16 protein-coding genes and 1 tRNA gene are annotated in these 18,168 nt (G+C 33.9%); 4 read left to right on the top strand and 13 right to left on the bottom strand.

All coding sequences use genetic code 11. From position 1 onward, the window contains the following. Position 1: 1 nt before the first annotated feature. The 7 genes from AABL87_RS05725 to AABL87_RS05695 all read right to left on the bottom strand — a co-directional run bounded on the left by AABL87_RS05725 (position 2) and on the right by AABL87_RS05695 (position 8,582). Positions 2–460: a FixH family protein gene (locus AABL87_RS05725; protein ID WP_006257099.1), complete on the bottom strand. Its 459-nt coding sequence runs from the start codon at positions 458–460 to the stop codon at positions 2–4. A gap of 18 nt (positions 461–478) precedes the next feature. Continuing rightward, positions 479–1,912, bottom strand: a complete 1,434-nt coding sequence (gene ccoG / locus AABL87_RS05720) for a cytochrome c oxidase accessory protein CcoG (protein WP_006257100.1) — start codon at positions 1,910–1,912, stop codon at positions 479–481. Between the two features lie 608 nt (positions 1,913–2,520). Further along, positions 2,521–3,498 (bottom strand): cbb3-type cytochrome c oxidase N-terminal domain-containing protein, encoded by a 978-nt coding sequence (locus AABL87_RS05715; RefSeq protein WP_006257101.1) that lies wholly within the window; start codon positions 3,496–3,498, stop codon positions 2,521–2,523. Next, positions 3,495–3,701: a CcoQ/FixQ family Cbb3-type cytochrome c oxidase assembly chaperone gene (locus tag AABL87_RS05710; protein WP_341277066.1), complete on the bottom strand. Its 207-nt coding sequence runs from the start codon at positions 3,699–3,701 to the stop codon at positions 3,495–3,497. The genes AABL87_RS05715 and AABL87_RS05710 overlap by 4 nt, the downstream gene beginning before the upstream one ends. 20 nt (positions 3,702–3,721) lie before the next feature. Further along, positions 3,722–5,902: a cytochrome-c oxidase, cbb3-type subunit I gene (gene ccoN / locus AABL87_RS05705; protein WP_006260641.1), complete on the bottom strand. Its 2,181-nt coding sequence runs from the start codon at positions 5,900–5,902 to the stop codon at positions 3,722–3,724. 6 nt (positions 5,903–5,908) lie between these two features. Continuing rightward, positions 5,909–6,115, bottom strand: coding sequence for a cbb3-type cytochrome oxidase assembly protein CcoS (gene ccoS, locus AABL87_RS05700; protein ID WP_006257104.1), 207 nt, complete (start codon positions 6,113–6,115; stop codon positions 5,909–5,911). Positions 6,116–6,191: 76 nt separating this feature from the next. After that, positions 6,192–8,582 carry a heavy metal translocating P-type ATPase gene (locus tag AABL87_RS05695; RefSeq protein WP_341277065.1) on the bottom strand — a complete coding sequence of 797 codons (2,391 nt, stop codon included), beginning with the start codon at positions 8,580–8,582 and terminating at the stop codon, positions 6,192–6,194. Positions 8,583–8,699: 117 nt separating this feature from the next. Between AABL87_RS05695 and AABL87_RS05690 the strand changes: the two genes are divergently transcribed. The 4 genes from AABL87_RS05690 (at position 8,700) to AABL87_RS05675 (ending at position 12,121) form a co-directional block, all read left to right on the top strand. Beyond that, on the top strand, positions 8,700–9,383 hold the full coding sequence (locus tag AABL87_RS05690) for a Crp/Fnr family transcriptional regulator (RefSeq protein ID WP_006257106.1): 684 nt from the start codon (positions 8,700–8,702) through the stop codon (positions 9,381–9,383). Positions 9,384–9,468: 85 nt separating this feature from the next. Then, the gene (locus tag AABL87_RS05685) at positions 9,469–10,491 is read left to right on the top strand and encodes a DHH family phosphoesterase (protein ID WP_006257108.1); all 1,023 of its coding nucleotides are present in this window, start codon (positions 9,469–9,471) and stop codon (positions 10,489–10,491) included. After that, complete coding sequence (gene gldI, locus AABL87_RS05680) at positions 10,484–11,035, top strand: gliding motility-associated peptidyl-prolyl isomerase GldI (RefSeq protein ID WP_131540583.1); 552 nt, start codon at positions 10,484–10,486, stop codon at positions 11,033–11,035. Before AABL87_RS05685 ends, gldI begins: the two co-directional genes overlap by 8 nt. Before the next feature lie 6 nt (positions 11,036–11,041). Then, entirely contained in the window at positions 11,042–12,121 is a 1,080-nt protein-coding gene (locus AABL87_RS05675; protein WP_131540582.1) for a peptidylprolyl isomerase, read from the top strand. A gap of 208 nt (positions 12,122–12,329) precedes the next feature. Here the strand turns inward: AABL87_RS05675 and secA are convergent, their stop codons facing one another. The 6 genes from secA to AABL87_RS05645 form a co-directional block, all read right to left on the bottom strand. After that, on the bottom strand, positions 12,330–15,431 hold the full coding sequence (gene secA, locus AABL87_RS05670; RefSeq protein WP_016649842.1) for a preprotein translocase subunit SecA: 3,102 nt from the start codon (positions 15,429–15,431) through the stop codon (positions 12,330–12,332). Between the two features lie 90 nt (positions 15,432–15,521). Continuing rightward, positions 15,522–15,743 carry a DUF2795 domain-containing protein gene (locus tag AABL87_RS05665; RefSeq protein ID WP_002986941.1) on the bottom strand — a complete coding sequence of 74 codons (222 nt, stop codon included), beginning with the start codon at positions 15,741–15,743 and terminating at the stop codon, positions 15,522–15,524. Positions 15,744–15,877: 134 nt separating this feature from the next. Beyond that, positions 15,878–16,453, bottom strand: coding sequence for a cob(I)yrinic acid a,c-diamide adenosyltransferase (locus AABL87_RS05660; protein WP_006260637.1), 576 nt, complete (start codon positions 16,451–16,453; stop codon positions 15,878–15,880). A gap of 157 nt (positions 16,454–16,610) precedes the next feature. Then, positions 16,611–17,300 (bottom strand): ABC transporter ATP-binding protein, encoded by a 690-nt coding sequence (locus AABL87_RS05655; protein ID WP_006257113.1) that lies wholly within the window; start codon positions 17,298–17,300, stop codon positions 16,611–16,613. A gap of 120 nt (positions 17,301–17,420) precedes the next feature. Further along, positions 17,421–17,909: a hypothetical protein gene (locus AABL87_RS05650; RefSeq protein WP_006257114.1), complete on the bottom strand. Its 489-nt coding sequence runs from the start codon at positions 17,907–17,909 to the stop codon at positions 17,421–17,423. 72 nt (positions 17,910–17,981) lie between these two features. Next, positions 17,982–18,055, bottom strand: a tRNA-Arg gene (locus tag AABL87_RS05645). Positions 18,056–18,168: the final 113 nt, after the last annotated feature.

The following is an 18,168-nucleotide window of genomic DNA, read 5'->3' as shown; positions in this document are numbered from 1 at the left end:
GTTAATCTTTTTTTACAGTTAAACTTTGTTTATTTCTGTAATCTGATCCATTATAAGACCATTCTACTGCAATATCCCAACGACCGTCTACCAGCGTATTGTTAGGTATGAGCAAATTGGAAGAAGACAGTGATATAGGCATATCAAAGTCTAATTTCTGGTTAGACGGTCTGTATAGGAATATTTTTCCTGTAATATTTTTTGCGTCAAAATCTGAAGGAAACACAATCGATATATCTCCTGCTTTAGTAGACTCAATAGATACCGGAGTAGCAAGCTTCAATGCAGCTACTTCTCTATCGTGTTTACCATCTACTTCTATTTCTTGTTGATAATAATTCTCAGTAACTAACTCATTATCATATTTACTATCAATCTGTACTCTAATAACATATTGCAAAATGAAGACCATAAAAATCCCCATAGCAATAACAATACCTGTTCCAAAATTAAATTTCATACCTAACAAATTTTAATATTAATCCAATGTTCTAGGGCCTAAGAAGTTTGTTGAAGTTGTCTGAATCAACTTATCTCCTTCATACACCTCTATTTTAACTTTTGTACGATGACTTTCTAATAAGAACTGTGGAACATCAATAAACATAGTTCCTTCTGCATATCCTTCTTTAACCACTTTTATAATTGGGTTCCCTACTAAAGTAATAATTCCTGTTTCTGGAGAAGATAACTTAAAGGTTACATTCTCGAAATCCTTCATCGTTTTATTAACTACCTTAAAGGTATAAACGTTTCTAATATTCTCCTTATCATCTACGGTGACATGGGTATACGTTTGACCTGCCACACGAAGCACAGTAGCTTCAATATCTGTTCTTAAGAACAATAACCCTACCAGAATAGTCATTAGGATACAAAGAACAGCTACATAACCTTTCTGACGCAAACTAAATTTAAACTTAGTACCTTCTGATATTTCTGATTCTGATGCATAACGTATCAAACCAGTAGGTAAACCAACACTCTCCATCATGTGATCACACTCATCAATACAAGCTGTACAGTTCACACACTCTAACTGAGTACCATTACGAATATCAATACCTGTTGGACATACATTTACACATTGCTTACAGTCGATACAATCTCCTATACCTTCTGCAGTTCTATCAACTCCTTTTTTAAACTTAGCTCTACCATTTGTCGCTTCACCACGCACGTGGTCATAAGCTACAATAATAGATTTATTGTCTAATAAAACTCCTTGTAATCTACCATAAGGACAAGCAATAACACATACTTGCTCTCTAAACCATGTAAATACAAAGTAGAAAGCTCCAGTAAATATTATTAATCCAATAAAACGCCCCATGTGATCTGCTGGTCCGTCTTTCATCATTTGAAGAACGACATCACTTCCAATAATATAAGCTAAGAAAACATTAGCAATCAAAAAGGAAATAACAAAAAATATAAACCACTTTAAAACTCTCTTTCTTATTTTCTCAGATGTCCATGGTTGTTTATCTAAACGCATTTGAGCTCCTCTATCTCCATCAATCCAATATTCAATACGTCTAAAAACCATTTCCATAAAAATCGTTTGAGGGCAAATCCAACCACAAAATATACGACCAAATGAAACTGTAAATAGGGTAACAAAAACTACACCAATAATCATAGATATTACTACAAGATAAAAATCCTGTGGCCAGAAAGGAAAACCAAAAATATTAAACTTTCTATCTATTACGTTAAACAATAAAAACTGGTTTCCATTTATCTTAATAAATGGCGCAGCAAAAAGAAACAAGATAAGAGCGTAACTTACGATCTTACGTTTATTATAAAAAGGGCCCGAAGGTTTTTTAGGATAGATCCAAGCTCTTTTACCATCTTTGTCAATTGTACCTATGGAGTCACGGAAACTCTCATCATGTATTGTAGCCATAGTAAAATGTTTTTCAATGAGTAATAAAGTAATAAACTACTTATACTCTATTCTTATTATGTTAGTTTATAATAGTGCCTAAGCACAAGTTTTTGACAGATAATCTGTCAGAAATCTTCTAATTATTGTCGCCTAAAAGATTCCTTATTCTCTTAATCTGAAATATACCTAACTGTTCCGCTTTCCCTAACCAAAGTAAAAAACACAAACAATCATATTCGTTTATTAAAAAGATAAGATTTACTTCTCATCTACTGTTATATCAACATCTATATATATAAATCCTAAAACAGTATAATCGCTTCTAAATACCTTATATTTTAAACAGTTTAACTCTACCAAGTCCTCGTTTAACAACTAAATAAAACCTTGACAGACATAAACTTTTTTTATACTAGAAAGGTACGAAAAAAGCTCTCAATATGCATTGTATTTATGATAATAATACTATAGATAATGTCTTTATTAACACCAATAAACGAAATAAGTCAACACCTCTTGATCAATAGAAAATATTTGGTATAAAAGAGGGCTAAATTGTCAACCTTAGCCCTCTATTCTTTTTACCAGTCTATACTAATAATACAGTTAGTATAGACTATATTATTTTAATTCTTTACTTCAACAGTTTCTGCATCTACAGCAACCTCTTCAGAAGCTTCTTCTTTTGCACCTTCTTCTGAAGCATCTCCTCCAGTCAATTCTGCTTTAGACCATACAATATCTCCTTCTGGAGCTTTAGCCTCTGCTGGAACTGTACCATTAAGAGAAATAACATAAGAAGCTAGCTTTTCAATTTCAGATGGTTTGAAATTTGACTTCCAAGGCACCATTCCTTTACCAGGACGTCCACCTTCAGAAATTGTGTTGAAGACATTTTTCATTCCTCCACCTAATATCCAATGGTCGTCAGTTAAGTTAGGTCCGATAGATCCACCTCCGTCATTCTTATGACATACAGCACAATTTGTATCAAAAAGTGCCTTACCAGCAGCTAACACAGTTGGATCATCAGAGAATACTGCTTGATCAGCTGTTAACATATCAGGAGCATTTTTCTTGTACTCCTCAACTTGTTCTTTAGCAGCAATCATTTCTTTTTCAAACTCAGCAACTTGATTATCTGCATCAAACACGTGATATCTCAACATATAGATTACAGCAAAAATTGCAGTTACATAGAAAAGTCCAACCCACCATGGTGGTAAATCATTATCTAACTCTTTAATCCCATCATAATCATGATCCATCATGATATCACCTTCTTGCTCAATTGTTTTAGTGTTAGTCAATTTCTGCATTAAGCGTTTTACCCAAGGGGCATCTCTTAATGGGCGACTAGCTTCTTTTTGTTTTAGAGCTCTCTCTTCAGGAGTCATTAAGCGATCCAAAATCTTGTTTGTTGCAGATGCTACAATTTCAACAGCAATCAATGCGAACAAGAATAAACCTAATAATATTAGAACAACGGGATGTTCTACAAAAGCCGGTTTATCACTATCCCCCCCTACTAACCATTCTATCGCTAAAAAGAAAATAGCAAATAGAAGAGGAACTCTTACATATACTGGAAAAAACTTTTTCATAATTTTCGTGAATTACTATCAACTTTGTGCTCTTCATCATCCATGAATGGCATATTGCTCAATTCTTCTATTGTGTCTTTCTTATAAGTAGCAACCCACACGAAAAGTCCAACAAAGAATGTAAAGAAAATAATAAGTGATATAATAGGGAATATCTCCACTCCACCTATTGTTTCCATATTATGTTTAATGAATTTTAGCATATTGATTCATTTTTAAAATATTATTCTTCTACCTTTTTAATGTCGGTACCTAAACGCTGTAGATAAGCAATCACTGCTACGATCTCACGATCACTCATAGGTATAAACTCTTCACCTTTTGCTTGTGCACGTTTTTTACTGTCCTCATATGACTTCACATAATCAGGATCCCCTTCTAAGTTCTTAGCAATCTCTTCAGACTGTGCTTTAATAGAAGCCTTCGCGTTAGCAATATCCTCATCTGTATATGGAACTCCTAAAGTTCTCATTACACTCATTTTAGTTTCTATATCAGAGTAATCTGCATTTTTATTAGCAAATAACCATTTATATCCAGGCATGATTGAATTAGGAGATGTTGACTGAGGGTCATACATATGGTTATAATGCCAGCTATCAGAATATTTACCTCCAACTCTAAATAAATCTGGACCTGTTCTCTTAGAACCCCATAAGAATGGGTGATCATAAACATATTCTCCTGACTTAGAGTACTCTCCATATCTTTCAACTTCTGAACGGAAAGGACGAATCATTTGTGAGTGACATCCCACACATCCTTCTCTAATATAAAGGTCACGACCTTCTAACTCTAAAGGAGTATATGGTTTAACACTTGTAATGGTAGGAATATTTGACTTCACAAATATTGTAGGAACAATCTGTACCAATCCTCCAATTAAAATAGCTACTGTAGTTAAGATCGTAAACTGAATAGGTCTTCTCTCTAAATGAGTATGCCATCCTTCTCCTTTTAATCTACCAGCAGAAATTCTTTGTAATGCAGGTGCTTCAGCTAATTCATCTTGAACTGGTTGACCAGCTTTTACAGTTTTATAGATATTGTAAATCAATACTAATACCCCTGCTAAATACAATGTTCCTCCAATAGCACGCATTGCATACATTGGCATAATAGCTGTAACTGTTTCTAAGAAGTTACCATATTTTAAAGTTCCATCAGGGTTAAAGTCTTTCCACATTAAGTGTTGAGAGAAACCTGCCACATATAATGGAATAGTATATAAGATAATACCTAATGTACCAATCCAGAAGTGGAAGTTAGCAGCAGCTTTAGAATAAAGCTCTGTTTTAACCATTCTAGGAATTAACCAGTACACCATACCGAATGTCATGAATCCGTTCCAAGCTAATGCTCCAACGTGTACGTGAGCTACGATCCAGTCAGTATAGTGAGCAATAGCGTTTACATTTTTAAGAGATAACATTGGCCCTTCAAAAGTAGCCATACCGTATCCTGTAATACCTACTACGAAGAATTTTAATACTGGATCAACTCTTACTTTATCCCAAACTCCACGAAGAGTTAAAAGACCGTTGATCATACCTCCCCAAGATGGTGCAATTAACATTACTGAGAACACAACTCCTAAGTTTTGAGCCCATTCTGGTAATGCTGAATACAATAAGTGGTGAGGACCTGCCCAGATATATAAGAAAATTAGAGACCAGAAGTGAATGATAGATAGTCTATAAGAATAAACTGGTCTATTCGCTGCTTTTGGTAAATAATAATACATTAAACCTAAGAAAGGTGTAGTTAAGAAGAATGCCACCGCATTATGTCCATACCACCACTGCACTAATGCGTCTTGTACCCCTGCATATACAGAGTAAGATTTAAATGCACTTACAGGCAACTCTAATGAGTTAAAGATATGTAATACTGCTACGGTAACAAAAGTCGCTAAGTAGAACCATATCGCAACATAAATATGACGCTCTCTTCTTTTGATAATCGTCATAATCATATTAACACCGAATGTCACCCAAATCAATGCAATTGCAATATCAATTGGCCATTCTAATTCAGCGTACTCTTTTGATGTTGTAAATCCTAATGGTAAGGTAATTACAGCACCAATTAAAATTAATTGCCATCCGTAAAAGTGAAGATTACTTAAAAAGTCACTGTACATTCTGGCTTTACATAACCTTTGTAAAGAATAGTATATTCCTCCGAAAATTGCGTTACCAACGAACGCAAAAATCACAGCATTAGTATGCAATGGACGCAATCTCCCGAAACTCAACCAAGATATTCCATCTGTTAAGTTAGGAAATATAAACATCACTGCTAAAACTAATCCTACAAGCATCCCGACAGCTCCAAAAAATATTGAAGCATAAAGAAATTTCTTTACAATTTTGTTGTCATAATAAAATTGTTGCACTTCCATAGTTGTTTATATTTGATTTTCTTTTTGTTTATTATCTGTTTTTTTGTCTTTCTTCTCTTTTGAAGTAACTTTTACTTCGTCATCAAAAAGCATACGCACTGAAGGGGTATACGCGTCATCAAACTGACCGCTTTTTACTGACCGTATAAATAAGTATAGAAATATACCAGCTACTACTACACTGATACTAATTAAGAAATATATAACACTCATACCTAATATTTACTTGTCAAAATTAACATTATCTGATGCCTTAAAACATGATAACTATCATATTTAGCTTTTTATCTTAATCTTTCTTTATAATCTTCTTTGCAAAGTAATTACTCATGATCGTTACAAAGCTGATTATAGAAACAGTGCTTATGGGCATTAATATAGCCGCTACCAATGGAGACATTTTATTCATTATAGAAACCGTTATACCAATCACATTATAGCTTAAAGCTAAGATATAACTTAATTTGATAATTTTAACAGATTTCTTTGAATAATTTAAGAATGACTTTAAGCTTTTAAACATCTTAGCATCTAAGATAGCATCACTTGCAGGAGTAAAAACATTAACATTCTCAGAAACAGACACTCCCACATTACTTTGAGCTAATGCTCCTGCATCATTTAATCCATCTCCAACCATCATTACATTCCCCCCATTTTCTTGCAATCTTTTGACATATTCTAATTTCTCTTCTGGCTTCTGATTAAAAACCAACGAAGTAGAACTAGGAAGTAACTTTTCTAACACTTCTTTCTCACCATCATTATCTCCTGAAAGAATAGCTAATTTATATCCGATATTTGTTAAATTATCAAACAATTCTGTAACGCCTTCTCTATAGTGGTTAGCAAATACAAACTTACCTTTATACTCCCCATTAATTTGGATATGAACTGATGTTTCATTTAACACCTGTTCACTTTGAATCCCTAACAAACTAGGAGATCCTATTAGATAACTATTTTTGTTTATCGTACCCAACAGTCCTTTTCCTGGTATTTCTTCAAATAACTCAGGTTTGACAACCACCTTTGTAGACAAAAAGTTATACAGTTTTCTACTCAAGGGATGATTAGATGCTCTAATAATATTTCTAATATCGCCTTGTTCTTCTTTAGATAACTCCTCTCCGACATACTGTATAGTTGAACTTGCATTAGTAGTAATAGTACCTGTCTTATCAAAAACAATAGTATTCACCTTTGCCATTTGTTCTACGACAGTAACATTTTTTAAATAGAACTTATTTCTACCATAAATACGGATAGCATTACCTAAAGTGAATGGAGCAGTCAAAGCTAAGGCACAAGGACAAGCAACGATTAGAATAGCTGTAAACACATTAAAAGCGGCATTGATATCCACAAAAGCCCAACCTATAAAAGCAGATATAGAAATCAGCAATAATACAGGGGTAAAATAATGACTAATCGTATCCGTAATAGTTTTATACTTAATATCCACTTTTTTCTGGAAGACATCATTACTCCATAACTGAGTTAGATAACTTTGAGAAACAGTATTCACTGCCTCTATCTCAATAACGTCTCCCACTTGTTTTCCTCCTGCAAAAACTTTATCTCCTGATTTCTTTTCTACAGGAACAGCTTCACCTGTTACAAAACTATAGTCAATAAAAGCTGATTCTGAAATCAATATTGAATCCACAGGTACTAGTTCTTGGTTACGGATCAGAAGACGATCCCCTTTTACAACCTCATAGACTTGAATAGGCTCTTCTACCCCATCCTCTCCAATCTTAGTAATTGCAATAGGAAAATAGGATTTATAATCTCTTTCAAAAGATAGGAAGTTATAAGTACGTTGCTGAAACAGTTTTCCTAACAACATAAAGAAGACTAACATAGTCATACTATCAAAAAAACCTGGGCCTAAATCAAATATAATATCTATCGTACTTCGAATAAACATCACTATAATTCCTAAAGACATAGGAATGTCTATGGTATAATTTTTTGTTTTAATCCCTTTCCAAGCAGCCAAGTGGTAAGGAGAAGCAGAATAAAAAAATACGGGTAAAGAAATAAGTAATATAAGCCATCTAAAAAAATCCTTATATTCTCTCATCCAGATATCATCAATATTAAAATACTCTGGAAAAGAAAGCATCATAACATTTCCAAAACTAAAAAATGCTATCCCTATTTTATAAATTAAACTTCTATCTATAGCCTGAGGCTTATCTTCATAATTTTTTAAACTTATATAAGGTTCGTAACCTATCTTCGTTAGTAGAAGAACTAACTCTTTTAAAGATACCTTTTCAGAATTAAATGTAATTGTTGCTTTCTTTTCAGGGAAATTAACCAATACTCGAATCACACCGTCATTTAGTCTGTGCAGATTCTCTAATATCCAGATACAAGAACTACAGTGAATATGTGGAATATATAAAGACACTATATTAGTTGCCCCTTCATTGAACTCTAGAAGTTTGTTAATAATTTCTGTTTTCTCTAAAAAATCATACTTACCATTAGCTTCTTCTGGAGTAGCACCTGGAGTAGCCTCCATATCGTAATAACAGCTTAAATCATTCTCGCTAAAAATCTCATAAACTGTCTTACATCCATTACAACAAAATTCTTTATCATCGAAGTCAATGCGGTTAAAGGTTGTCACCTCATTACCACAGTGATAACACTTATTTTTATCCATAATTTATTGCTCATTTTACCTATACCAAAGGTCTACGTTTAATAATGGAGAATATATGACATTTATCATAAAAAATCACTATCTTTGTAGAGTTATTTTAACAAAAACTACTTGGTCATGGGCAGATGTGAACAGTGTATTATTAGAGAATTTAGTTCTCTAAAAGCATTAACTAGAGAAGAGCTTTTAACAATATCTGAAACTAAAACTCACTTTATCGTAAAGAAAGGGGAAACCATCTTCAGTGAAGGTGATAACCTTAATGGTGTGTTTTGTATCAAGGACGGTTTTTGTAAATTAACAAAACTCAACTCTAATGGTAAAGACACAATTGTTAAGCTTGCTAAGAATGGAGACCTTTTAGGACAACGCTCTATCATTAATGAAGAGACATCTAATCTTACTGCAACAGCGATTGAAGATATGCAAATCTGTTTTATTCCTAAGAAAGAAATGATGGAATACTTCACGGATAACAATAAATTCTCTTTACTTGTAACGAGAGACATCTGTAACCACTTAAAAGATGCAGACAAAGGCTTAGCTGATCACACTCACAAGACAGTTAAAGAGCGTCTTGCTATTATACTTCTAAAACTTGAAGAAGTAGGTGGTATTAATCCAGAAAATAATGCACTGAATATCCAATTATCAAGAGAAGATCTTGCTAATATGGTCGGTACTGCCACAGAAAGCTGTATTCGCTTATTATCAGAGCTTAAAAAGGACGGTATAATAGAATTATCCGGTAAAAAGATTATTCTAAAAGACAAAAACGAACTAAAAGCATTAGCTCAATAATATCATTCATTCTTTAACGTAACTTTTTATCATTTAAACTTAGATATCATTATTTAATATTCTTAAAATAATGTATTTTCGCAACATGATGAATGAAAAATATATAGAGCAACTACAATCTATTTTAAGCTCGCCAAAAAAGATAAGTATTATCCCTCATAGAAATCCTGATGGTGACGCCATTGGCTCTACATTAGGGTTGTACCATATTTTAAAAGCATTAGGACATGACGCATATATTATATCTCCTAATGATTTTCCACACTTCCTTGCCTGGATGCCAGCTAGTGAAAACATTATCATCTTTGATAAAAAAAGAGAATTAGCTAATCAGATTCTTTCTTCTAGTGACTATATCTTCACTTTAGACTTTAATATTCTATTAAGAACAGGGGAGGATATGGAAAAAGTTCTTGAAAAGATGACTGCTCCATTTGTAATGATAGACCACCACCAAATGCCCGGTGACTATGCTACATTAACCTTCTCTAATCCAGAGTTTGGGTCTACATGCGAACTTCTATACACTATTATACAAGCATTAAAACTAACTCATTTAGTTGATAAAGATGCTGCTACATGTATATACACAGGTATTGTAACTGACTCAGGTTCTTTTAGGTTCCCTAAAACAAATGCCAACACTCACCGTGTTGTAGCAGAATTGATAGACAAAGGAATAGACAACCCTGCTATACACAATGCTTTATTTGACAACAGTAATTACAACAGATTACAATTATTAGGTAAAGCACTCCAAAACATGGTAATATTACCTGAATACAATACATCATATATATATCTGACTGATAAAGAACTTAACGAGTTCCAACATCAAAAAGGAGACACAGAAGGTTTTGTTAACTATGGATTATCAATTAAAGGGATTGACCTAACCTTTTTCTTTATTGAAAGAAAAGATGAAGGCATTGTAAAAATATCACTAAGATCACAAGGCAATATGGACGTGAACCAACTAGCACGTAAATATTTCGAAGGTGGAGGGCATGTAAATGCCGCAGGTGGTAAATCTACACTATCTTTAGAAGATACAATAACTCGATTTACAGACATCATTAAAAAGCATAAAAAAGAATTCTATGTATAAATCTATTCAGTTTCTAAGTATAGCATTATTTGCTGTTTTTGCTACTAGTTGTAATCAAGATAAAGAAGCAAGAAAACCGATATCAAAGTCAAAAGAAAGCATTATACAAAGCTCTGCTTTGAAAAATATGGATATGGTTAAAAGTGAAGAAGAACTCATAAGCCAATACATAGAAACAGATAAAGATAATACATATATCAATTCTAAAAACGGTTTTTGGTACAGCTATAAAGAAAGAAAAATACATGACTCTATCAGACCATCAGAGGGCAATACTGTCATGTATACTTATGAAATAAGCACTTTACAAGACAGTTTGTTATATTCTTCTAATGACATCGGAGTACTATCTTATATAGTTGATAAAGAAGACATCCTTCCTATATTAAGACACTCTATCAAGCTCATGAAGAAAAATGAGTCTATCAAAGTACTTAGCCCTTCTATATTAGCATACAGCTATCTAGGCGACAGAAACAAAATAGGTAAAAATCAACCATTAATATTCACTATAGATTTAAAATCAATAGAAAAAAGTAACTAAAATAATATGAAAAAAATGACAAGTTTAATTCTAAGTATTGTAGCATTAGCTGCTTCTTGTACTTCAGCTAAGACAGATTTACCTGATGGTTTATATGCTGATATCAAAACATCAAAAGGTAATATCGTTGTTGAACTAGAATATGAGAAAGCACCAGTAACAGTTGCTAACTTCGTTTCATTAGCAGAAGGTAATAACCCTTTTGTGGACAAACAATATAAAGACAAACCTTATTTTGATGGTATCGCCTTTCACAGAGTAGAACCTAATTTTGTTATACAAGGTGGAGACCCTACAGGTACAGGTTCTGGTGGACCAGGCTATGTATTTAAAGACGAATTTGACCCAAGTTTAAAACACGATAAAGCAGGTACTCTATCTATGGCGAACAGTGGTCCTTTTACAAACGGAAGCCAATTCTTTATTACACATAAAGCTACTCCACATTTAGATGGAATGCATTCAGTTTTTGGATATACTGTAAAAGGTCTTGACATTGTTAATACTATCGCTCAAGGAGACAAAATGGAGTCTGTAAAAATCATTAGAGTAGGAAAAGAAGCTAAAAAATTCAACGCAGTCAAAGTGTTTAAAAAATACTTTGAAGACGCTGACAAAGCTAAAAAAGATCAAGCAGACAAAGTAGAAGGTGCCCAAAAAGAATACGCTACTAAATTCGCAGAATTAAAAGCAAAAGCTACTAAAACACACTCAGGTCTATCTTACGTTATCATTAATGAAGGAGAAGGTAAAAAACCTAATATCGGGCAAGATGTAATGATTGACTACGCAGGATTCTTTGAAAACGGACTTATGTTTGATTCAAGTAATGAAGAATTATCTAAGCTATTCGGTACTTTTGATCAAAGAAGAGCTAACGCTAACCAATACATCCCTATCCCTTTTAAATATGGTACTAAAACAGGTTTAATACCAGGTTTCATTGAAGGAATAGAGCAAATGAAAATAGGAGACAAAGCGATTATCTTTATCCCTTCTCATTTAGCTTATGGAGAACGTGGAGTTGGTCCTATCCCTCCTAACACTGATTTAGTTTTCCAATTAGAAATGACTACTGAAAAGTAATATTCCGAGATATTTAAAATTACAAAAAGGATTGACGTACGTCAATCCTTTTTTATTTCCACATACCAGAGCATTCCTTATTTACTCATTTAGCACTGTATAAAACCATTTAACATTCCTAACTACAAAATCTATAGAAACAAAAAAAGACGTGCTTAAAACACGTCTTTTTTATTTCATATATCATCTTACAATGACATATTTATTTTTAAGCTTCAGATACCTCTTCTGCTGGTTGTTCTTGTTGTGGCAAATCTGCTCTTGTTAAGAATGTCATTACCTCAGAATCAATCTCGAAAATAGTCTTTCTAAATAACTCAAATGCTTCGAATTTATAGATCAACAATGGATCTTTTTGCTCATGCACAGCTAACTGCACAGATTGCTTTAATTCATCCATTTTTCTTAAATGTTTCTTCCATGCCTCATCTAGGATAGTCAAAGTAATGTTTTTCTCAAAATCATTAATTAATGACATTCCTTCTGTTGCATAAGCTTCTTCTAAGTTAGTTACGATATTAATCGTTTTAACACCATCTGTAAAAGGAACTACGATACGCTCAAACTGACCTGCATTGTTCTCATAAACATTTTTGATCACTTTAAATGCTTCTGCAGCACTACGTTTACATTTATCTGCATAAGCATTATAAACGATATCATATTGCTTATTAGCGATAGTAACTACATCACCTTTTGCAAACTCTTCTTCGCTAACCACATTGTTCGTACCGAAATTACGGATAATATCAAATTCGTAATTTTTATAGTCACTAGCTAATTTGTTAGTCTCTACAATACGCTCACATAGGTCATACATCATATTCGCGATATCCACTTTAAGACGCTCTCCGAATAAGGCATGCTTTCTACGTTTATAGATTACTTCACGTTGTGCATTCATCACGTCATCATATTCTAATAAACGCTTACGAATACCGAAGTTATTCTCTTCTACTTTTTTCTGAGCTCTTTCAATAGACTTTGTCATCATAGAGTGTTGGATTACTTCTCCATCCTCTAATCCCATTCTGTCCATTAATTTAGCTACACGATCAGATCCGAATAGACGCATTAAGTTATCCTCTAGTGACACATAGAACTGTGAACTACCTGGATCCCCTTGACGACCTGCACGACCTCTTAACTGACGGTCTACACGACGAGAGTCATGGCGCTCTGTACCAATGATAGCAAGACCTCCTAAGTCTTTTACTTCTTGAGAAAGCTTAATATCCGTACCACGACCTGCCATGTTTGTAGCAATAGTTACGATACCTGATTGTCCTGCTTCTTCTACAATTTGAGCCTCTTGTTTATGTAATTTAGCATTCAACACATTGTGTCTAATACCACGCATTTTCAATGATCTACTTAATAACTCAGAAATCTCAACTGATGTTGTACCGATCAATACTGGACGTCCAGCATTTGATAACTCTACTACATCCTCGATTACTGCTTTAAATTTCTCACGTACCGAACGATAAATCTTATCTTCTTTGTCATGACGAGCGATACCTCTATTCGTAGGAATCTCTACAACGTCTAATTTATAAATCTGTAAGAACTCACCCGCTTCTGTAATCGCCGTACCAGTCATACCTCCTAGTTTGTTATACATACGGAAGTAGTTCTGTAATGTAATTGTAGCAAATGTTTGAGTAGCTGCTTCAATTTTCACATTCTCTTTAGCCTCGATAGCTTGGTGTAATCCATCTGAGTAACGACGACCATCCATGATACGTCCCGTTTGCTCATCTACGATCATAATTTTGTTATCCATTACTACATACTCAGTATCTTTTTCGAATAGAGTATAAGCTTTTAATAACTGGCTTAAAGTGTGGATACGCTCACTCTTCACTCCGAAGTCTTGGAACAACACTTCTTTTGCTTCAGCCTCTTCATCCTTAGATAGATTCTGTGCTTCTATCTTAGCGATTTCAACACCAATATCTGGAAGTACGAAGAAGTTTTGATCTGTATCTTTTGATAAGAATTGAATACCTAAATCAGTTAACTGTACTTGGTTATTCTTTTCTTCGATTACGAAGTATAAAGCCTCATCTACTTTATGCATTTCTCTATTGTTGTCCTGCATATAGTGGTTCTCAGTTTTTTGAAGTAATTGTTTTACTCCTTCTTCACTTAAGAACTTAATTAACGCTTTATTCTTAGGTAAACTTCTATATGCTCTAAACAATAAGAATCCACCTTCTTTAGTATTTCCTTCACGAATTAATTTTTTAGCTTCTGCTAAGAATCCGTTAGCTAGCTTTCTTTGCATCTCTACTAAGTTAGCTACTTCTGGTTTTAATTCATTAAATTCATGACGATCTCCTTGTGGTACAGGTCCAGAAATAATCAATGGCGTTCTAGCATCATCAATTAATACAGAATCCACCTCATCCACGATTGCAAAGTTGTGTTTTCTCTGTACTAATTCTTCTGGCGTATGTGCCATATTATCACGTAGGTAGTCAAAACCGAATTCGTTATTTGTACCGTATGTAATATCCGCAGCATAAGCCGCTTTTCTACCTGGAGAGTTTGGTTGGTGATTATCAATACAATCAACAGTCATTCCGTGGAACTCAAACAATGGAGCTTTCCACTGGCTATCACGTTTTGCTAAGTAGTCATTCACTGTTACTAAGTGAACTCCATTTCCTGTTAATGCATTTAAGTACAATGGTGAAGTTGCTACTAACGTTTTCCCTTCCCCTGTATGCATCTCAGCAATTTTACCTTGGTGTAATACGATTCCCCCGATTAACTGTACATCGTAGTGGATCATATCCCAAGTAACTTGTTTTCCTGCAGCAGACCATGTATTCGCCCAATGTGCCTTATCATCTACGATAGTCACATAAGGTTTAGTCTCTGCGAAGATTCTATCTTGTTCTGTTGCAGTAACGATTACTGTTTCATTTTCTTTGAATCGACGAGCTGTTTCTTTTACTACAGCGAATGCTTCTGGTAGAATATCCAATAGCAATTTCTCAGAGTTGTTATAAGCCTCTTTTTCTAAGCTATCAATGCTAGCGTAGATAGACTCTCTCTTATCGATATCTTGCGTTTTCTCAATTTCTTCTTTATAAGAAGCGATTTTAGCATCTTGATCTGCTCTAGATTGCTGTATCTTTTCTTTGAAGTAAATTGTTTTCGCTCTTAGTTCATCGTTTGAAAGGCTAGATAAAGCTCCTTCATACGTTTTTATTTTCTCAATTAAAGGCTTGATGTCTTTGATATCTCTTTCTGATTTATCTCCAACAAACACCTTTAATATGCTGTTTATGATACTCATAAATTTATGTGGTTTATTTTTTTATTACTGTCAAATCGTAAAATTAAATAAAAAAAAAGCCTTTTTAGAGGCTTTTTTCTTATCTATATCTTAATACTCATCCTCGTTCCAAAGGTAATCTTCGTCAGTCGGATAGTCTGGCCATATCTCTTCCATTGATTCATAGATTTCTCCCTCATCTTCTATAGATTGAAGGTTTTCTACTACCTCTAGAGGAGCACCTGTTCTAATTGCATAATCAATAAGCTCATCTTTCGTCGCAGGCCATGGAGCATCACTTAGGTAAGATGCTAATTCTAATGTCCAATACATCTCTATTCGTTTTAAATTTTTAATGCAAAAATAATTTTTATTATGAAATTATCAAGCTTTTTTTTATTTATTTCAGCTGTTTTCAAGAACGTAGCTTTTTAAAATCTACAGATTTTAAGAAAAATAACACTTTTTTAGTCTTCTTTTCTTGGAATCCATTTCACTTCTTCAGCCTGTAAATCAAAAGTCAACTTTCGTGCCAACACAAAAAGATAGTCAGAAAGTCGGTTTAAATACTTCAAAACTGACTCGTCTACAGGCTCTGACTCATTCAGACTCACTGACAAACGCTCTGCTCTACGACAAACACACCTTGCGATATGACAATATGACACAGTAGTATGTCCACCCGGCAAAACGAAATGAGTCATCTGTGGTAATGAATCTTCCATACGATCAATTTCATTTTCTAACAGCTCTATATCAGCCACACTTATTTTTGGAATATTTAGTCTTTCTTTTCCGTTTTTTAAAATTGCTTTCTCTGGATCAGTTGCTAATATAGCTCCCACAGTGAATAATCTATCCTGAATCTCTATCAATACTTTTTTATACAAGGGATTCATCTCTTGATCGCGAATTAAACCGATATACGAATTCAATTCATCTACCGTACCATAACTTTCTATTCTGATGTGATGTTTTGGCACACGTGTACCACCAAATAATGCTGTTGTTCCCTTATCTCCAGTTTTTGTATATACTTTCATAATATTGTCCTTGGTTTAATTAACTCACAAAGTACAACAAAAAAAGAAATGTCTAAAGCTTATTCTCTAACGAAATCTCTATTATTTCTAATCAAAGATCTATTGATATAAGATAAACCTTAATAACACATAAAAATAACTTTCTAAGAACTACGATCTACTTAATACGTTCATCACTCTCTATCACTCCATCTCTAAGTCTGATGATGCGATGTGCATGTGCAGCTATATCTTCTTCATGTGTTACTAGTATAACCGTATTTCCATTCGCATGTATTTCATCGAATAAACTCATAATCTCAACAGAAGTCTTAGTATCTAAATTTCCTGTTGGTTCATCAGCTAATATAATAGCTGGTTTATTTACTAGAGCACGAGCTACAGCTACACGTTGCCTCTGCCCTCCTGAGAGTTGATTAGGATGGTGATCTATACGATCACTTAATCCCACCTGATCTAACACTTCTTTTGCACGAGCATTGCGTTCTGCTTTAGAGTTACCTGCATACACCATAGGTAATGCCACATTATCTAACGCAGTCGTTCTAGGCAATAAATTAAAAGTCTGGAATACAAAACCAATATGCTTATTACGAATCTCTGCTAATTGATCATCTTTTAGAGCACTAACATCTTTACCATCTAAATAATAACTACCGGAAGTAGGCGTATCTAAGCATCCTAAGATATTCATCAAGGTAGACTTACCGCTTCCTGAAGGTCCCATTAGAGCAACATAATCTCCTTTTGCTATTTCTAAATTCACACCTTTCAGCACATATACTGTTTCAGATCCCAATTTAAAATCGCGTTTAATATCTTTTACTTGAATAATATGAGTAGACATAATAGATAGTTTAGTTATGCTTTTAGTTCATTATCTTTTCTAATAATCCGAAAGACTCTTCTAAGATAAATAAATTACTAGAAATAATACATCTACTTACTAACTATCTAACAGAACAAATTACATACGTAGAATAAAATGTTGTTTTAATTGTTCTGATCTAATAAATGCTACACCGTAATAATAGAAATCGATCGTAGCACTGAAGCGCTCATCTAACACGATCTGCTCCCAGAAAGCCTCTATCTCTTCTCGCCCTTCTCTTCTATCAATCACAAGGACGCTATCATTATGCATACGAGTACATACATCAGTTATAGCAATATCGTTCACACTAGACATATAGATCATATCTACTGCATCAGAAGATTCTTTTAATGATTTAACACAAGCCACCTCCACAGAGAGTGTCCCATGTACGGCGAGAGACTGAGGCTGATAGTAATTTAGCATGCGTAGTATAAAAACATCTTTCTTTGCCATCCCTCTCCATCTGCTATCTTTAGGATATAATCCTTTAGTCAATAAATTAAATATAAATGGAGAATGCACCCCATGTTCATTACTTGACTTCCACCAATATCTAAAATAGTTTTCTTTCTTAGCCATCGCATTATAGTAAAGATTCTTCTACAAAAATACATATAAATAAAAAAAGCTTCTCAAATGAGAAGCTTTTAGTGACCGCGGCAGGATTCAAACCTGCAACCTTCTGAGCCGTAATCAGATGCGCTATTCAGTTGCGCCACGCGGCCATTATTCTTTTATTTATTTCTATCACAGTCTTGATTCAAATCAAGACTTTAGTGACCACGGCAGGATTCAAACCTGCAACCTTCTGAGCCGTAATCAGATGCGCTATTCAGTT

The organism is Myroides sp. C4067, assembly GCF_038039665.1.
GTDB lineage: Bacteria > Bacteroidota > Bacteroidia > Flavobacteriales > Flavobacteriaceae > Flavobacterium > Flavobacterium odoratimimum.
Note: the sequence above shows the minus strand (reverse complement) of the source record. Positions and strands in the feature narration are given on the sequence as shown.

Coding starts and splice junctions, on each gene's coding strand:
- AABL87_RS05695 (WP_341277065.1), bottom strand. CDS start 8,582: ATGGATAAAAATAAGTGTTATCACTGTGGTAATGAGGTGACAACCTTT.
- AABL87_RS05685 (WP_006257108.1), top strand. CDS start 9,469: ATGATGAATGAAAAATATATAGAGCAACTACAATCTATTTTAAGCTCG.
- ccoN (WP_006260641.1), bottom strand. CDS start 5,902: ATGGAAGTGCAACAATTTTATTATGACAACAAAATTGTAAAGAAATTT.
- secA (WP_016649842.1), bottom strand. CDS start 15,431: ATGAGTATCATAAACAGCATATTAAAGGTGTTTGTTGGAGATAAATCA.
- AABL87_RS05655 (WP_006257113.1), bottom strand. CDS start 17,300: ATGTCTACTCATATTATTCAAGTAAAAGATATTAAACGCGATTTTAAA.
- AABL87_RS05715 (WP_006257101.1), bottom strand. CDS start 3,498: ATGAAAAAGTTTTTTCCAGTATATGTAAGAGTTCCTCTTCTATTTGCT.
- AABL87_RS05710 (WP_341277066.1), bottom strand. CDS start 3,701: ATGCTAAAATTCATTAAACATAATATGGAAACAATAGGTGGAGTGGAG.
- AABL87_RS05675 (WP_131540582.1), top strand. CDS start 11,042: ATGAAAAAAATGACAAGTTTAATTCTAAGTATTGTAGCATTAGCTGCT.
- ccoS (WP_006257104.1), bottom strand. CDS start 6,115: ATGAGTGTTATATATTTCTTAATTAGTATCAGTGTAGTAGTAGCTGGT.
- AABL87_RS05650 (WP_006257114.1), bottom strand. CDS start 17,909: ATGGCTAAGAAAGAAAACTATTTTAGATATTGGTGGAAGTCAAGTAAT.
- AABL87_RS05665 (WP_002986941.1), bottom strand. CDS start 15,743: ATGTATTGGACATTAGAATTAGCATCTTACCTAAGTGATGCTCCATGG.
- AABL87_RS05660 (WP_006260637.1), bottom strand. CDS start 16,453: ATGAAAGTATATACAAAAACTGGAGATAAGGGAACAACAGCATTATTT.
- ccoG (WP_006257100.1), bottom strand. CDS start 1,912: ATGGCTACAATACATGATGAGAGTTTCCGTGACTCCATAGGTACAATT.
- AABL87_RS05725 (WP_006257099.1), bottom strand. CDS start 460: ATGAAATTTAATTTTGGAACAGGTATTGTTATTGCTATGGGGATTTTT.
- gldI (WP_131540583.1), top strand. CDS start 10,484: ATGTATAAATCTATTCAGTTTCTAAGTATAGCATTATTTGCTGTTTTT.
- AABL87_RS05690 (WP_006257106.1), top strand. CDS start 8,700: ATGGGCAGATGTGAACAGTGTATTATTAGAGAATTTAGTTCTCTAAAA.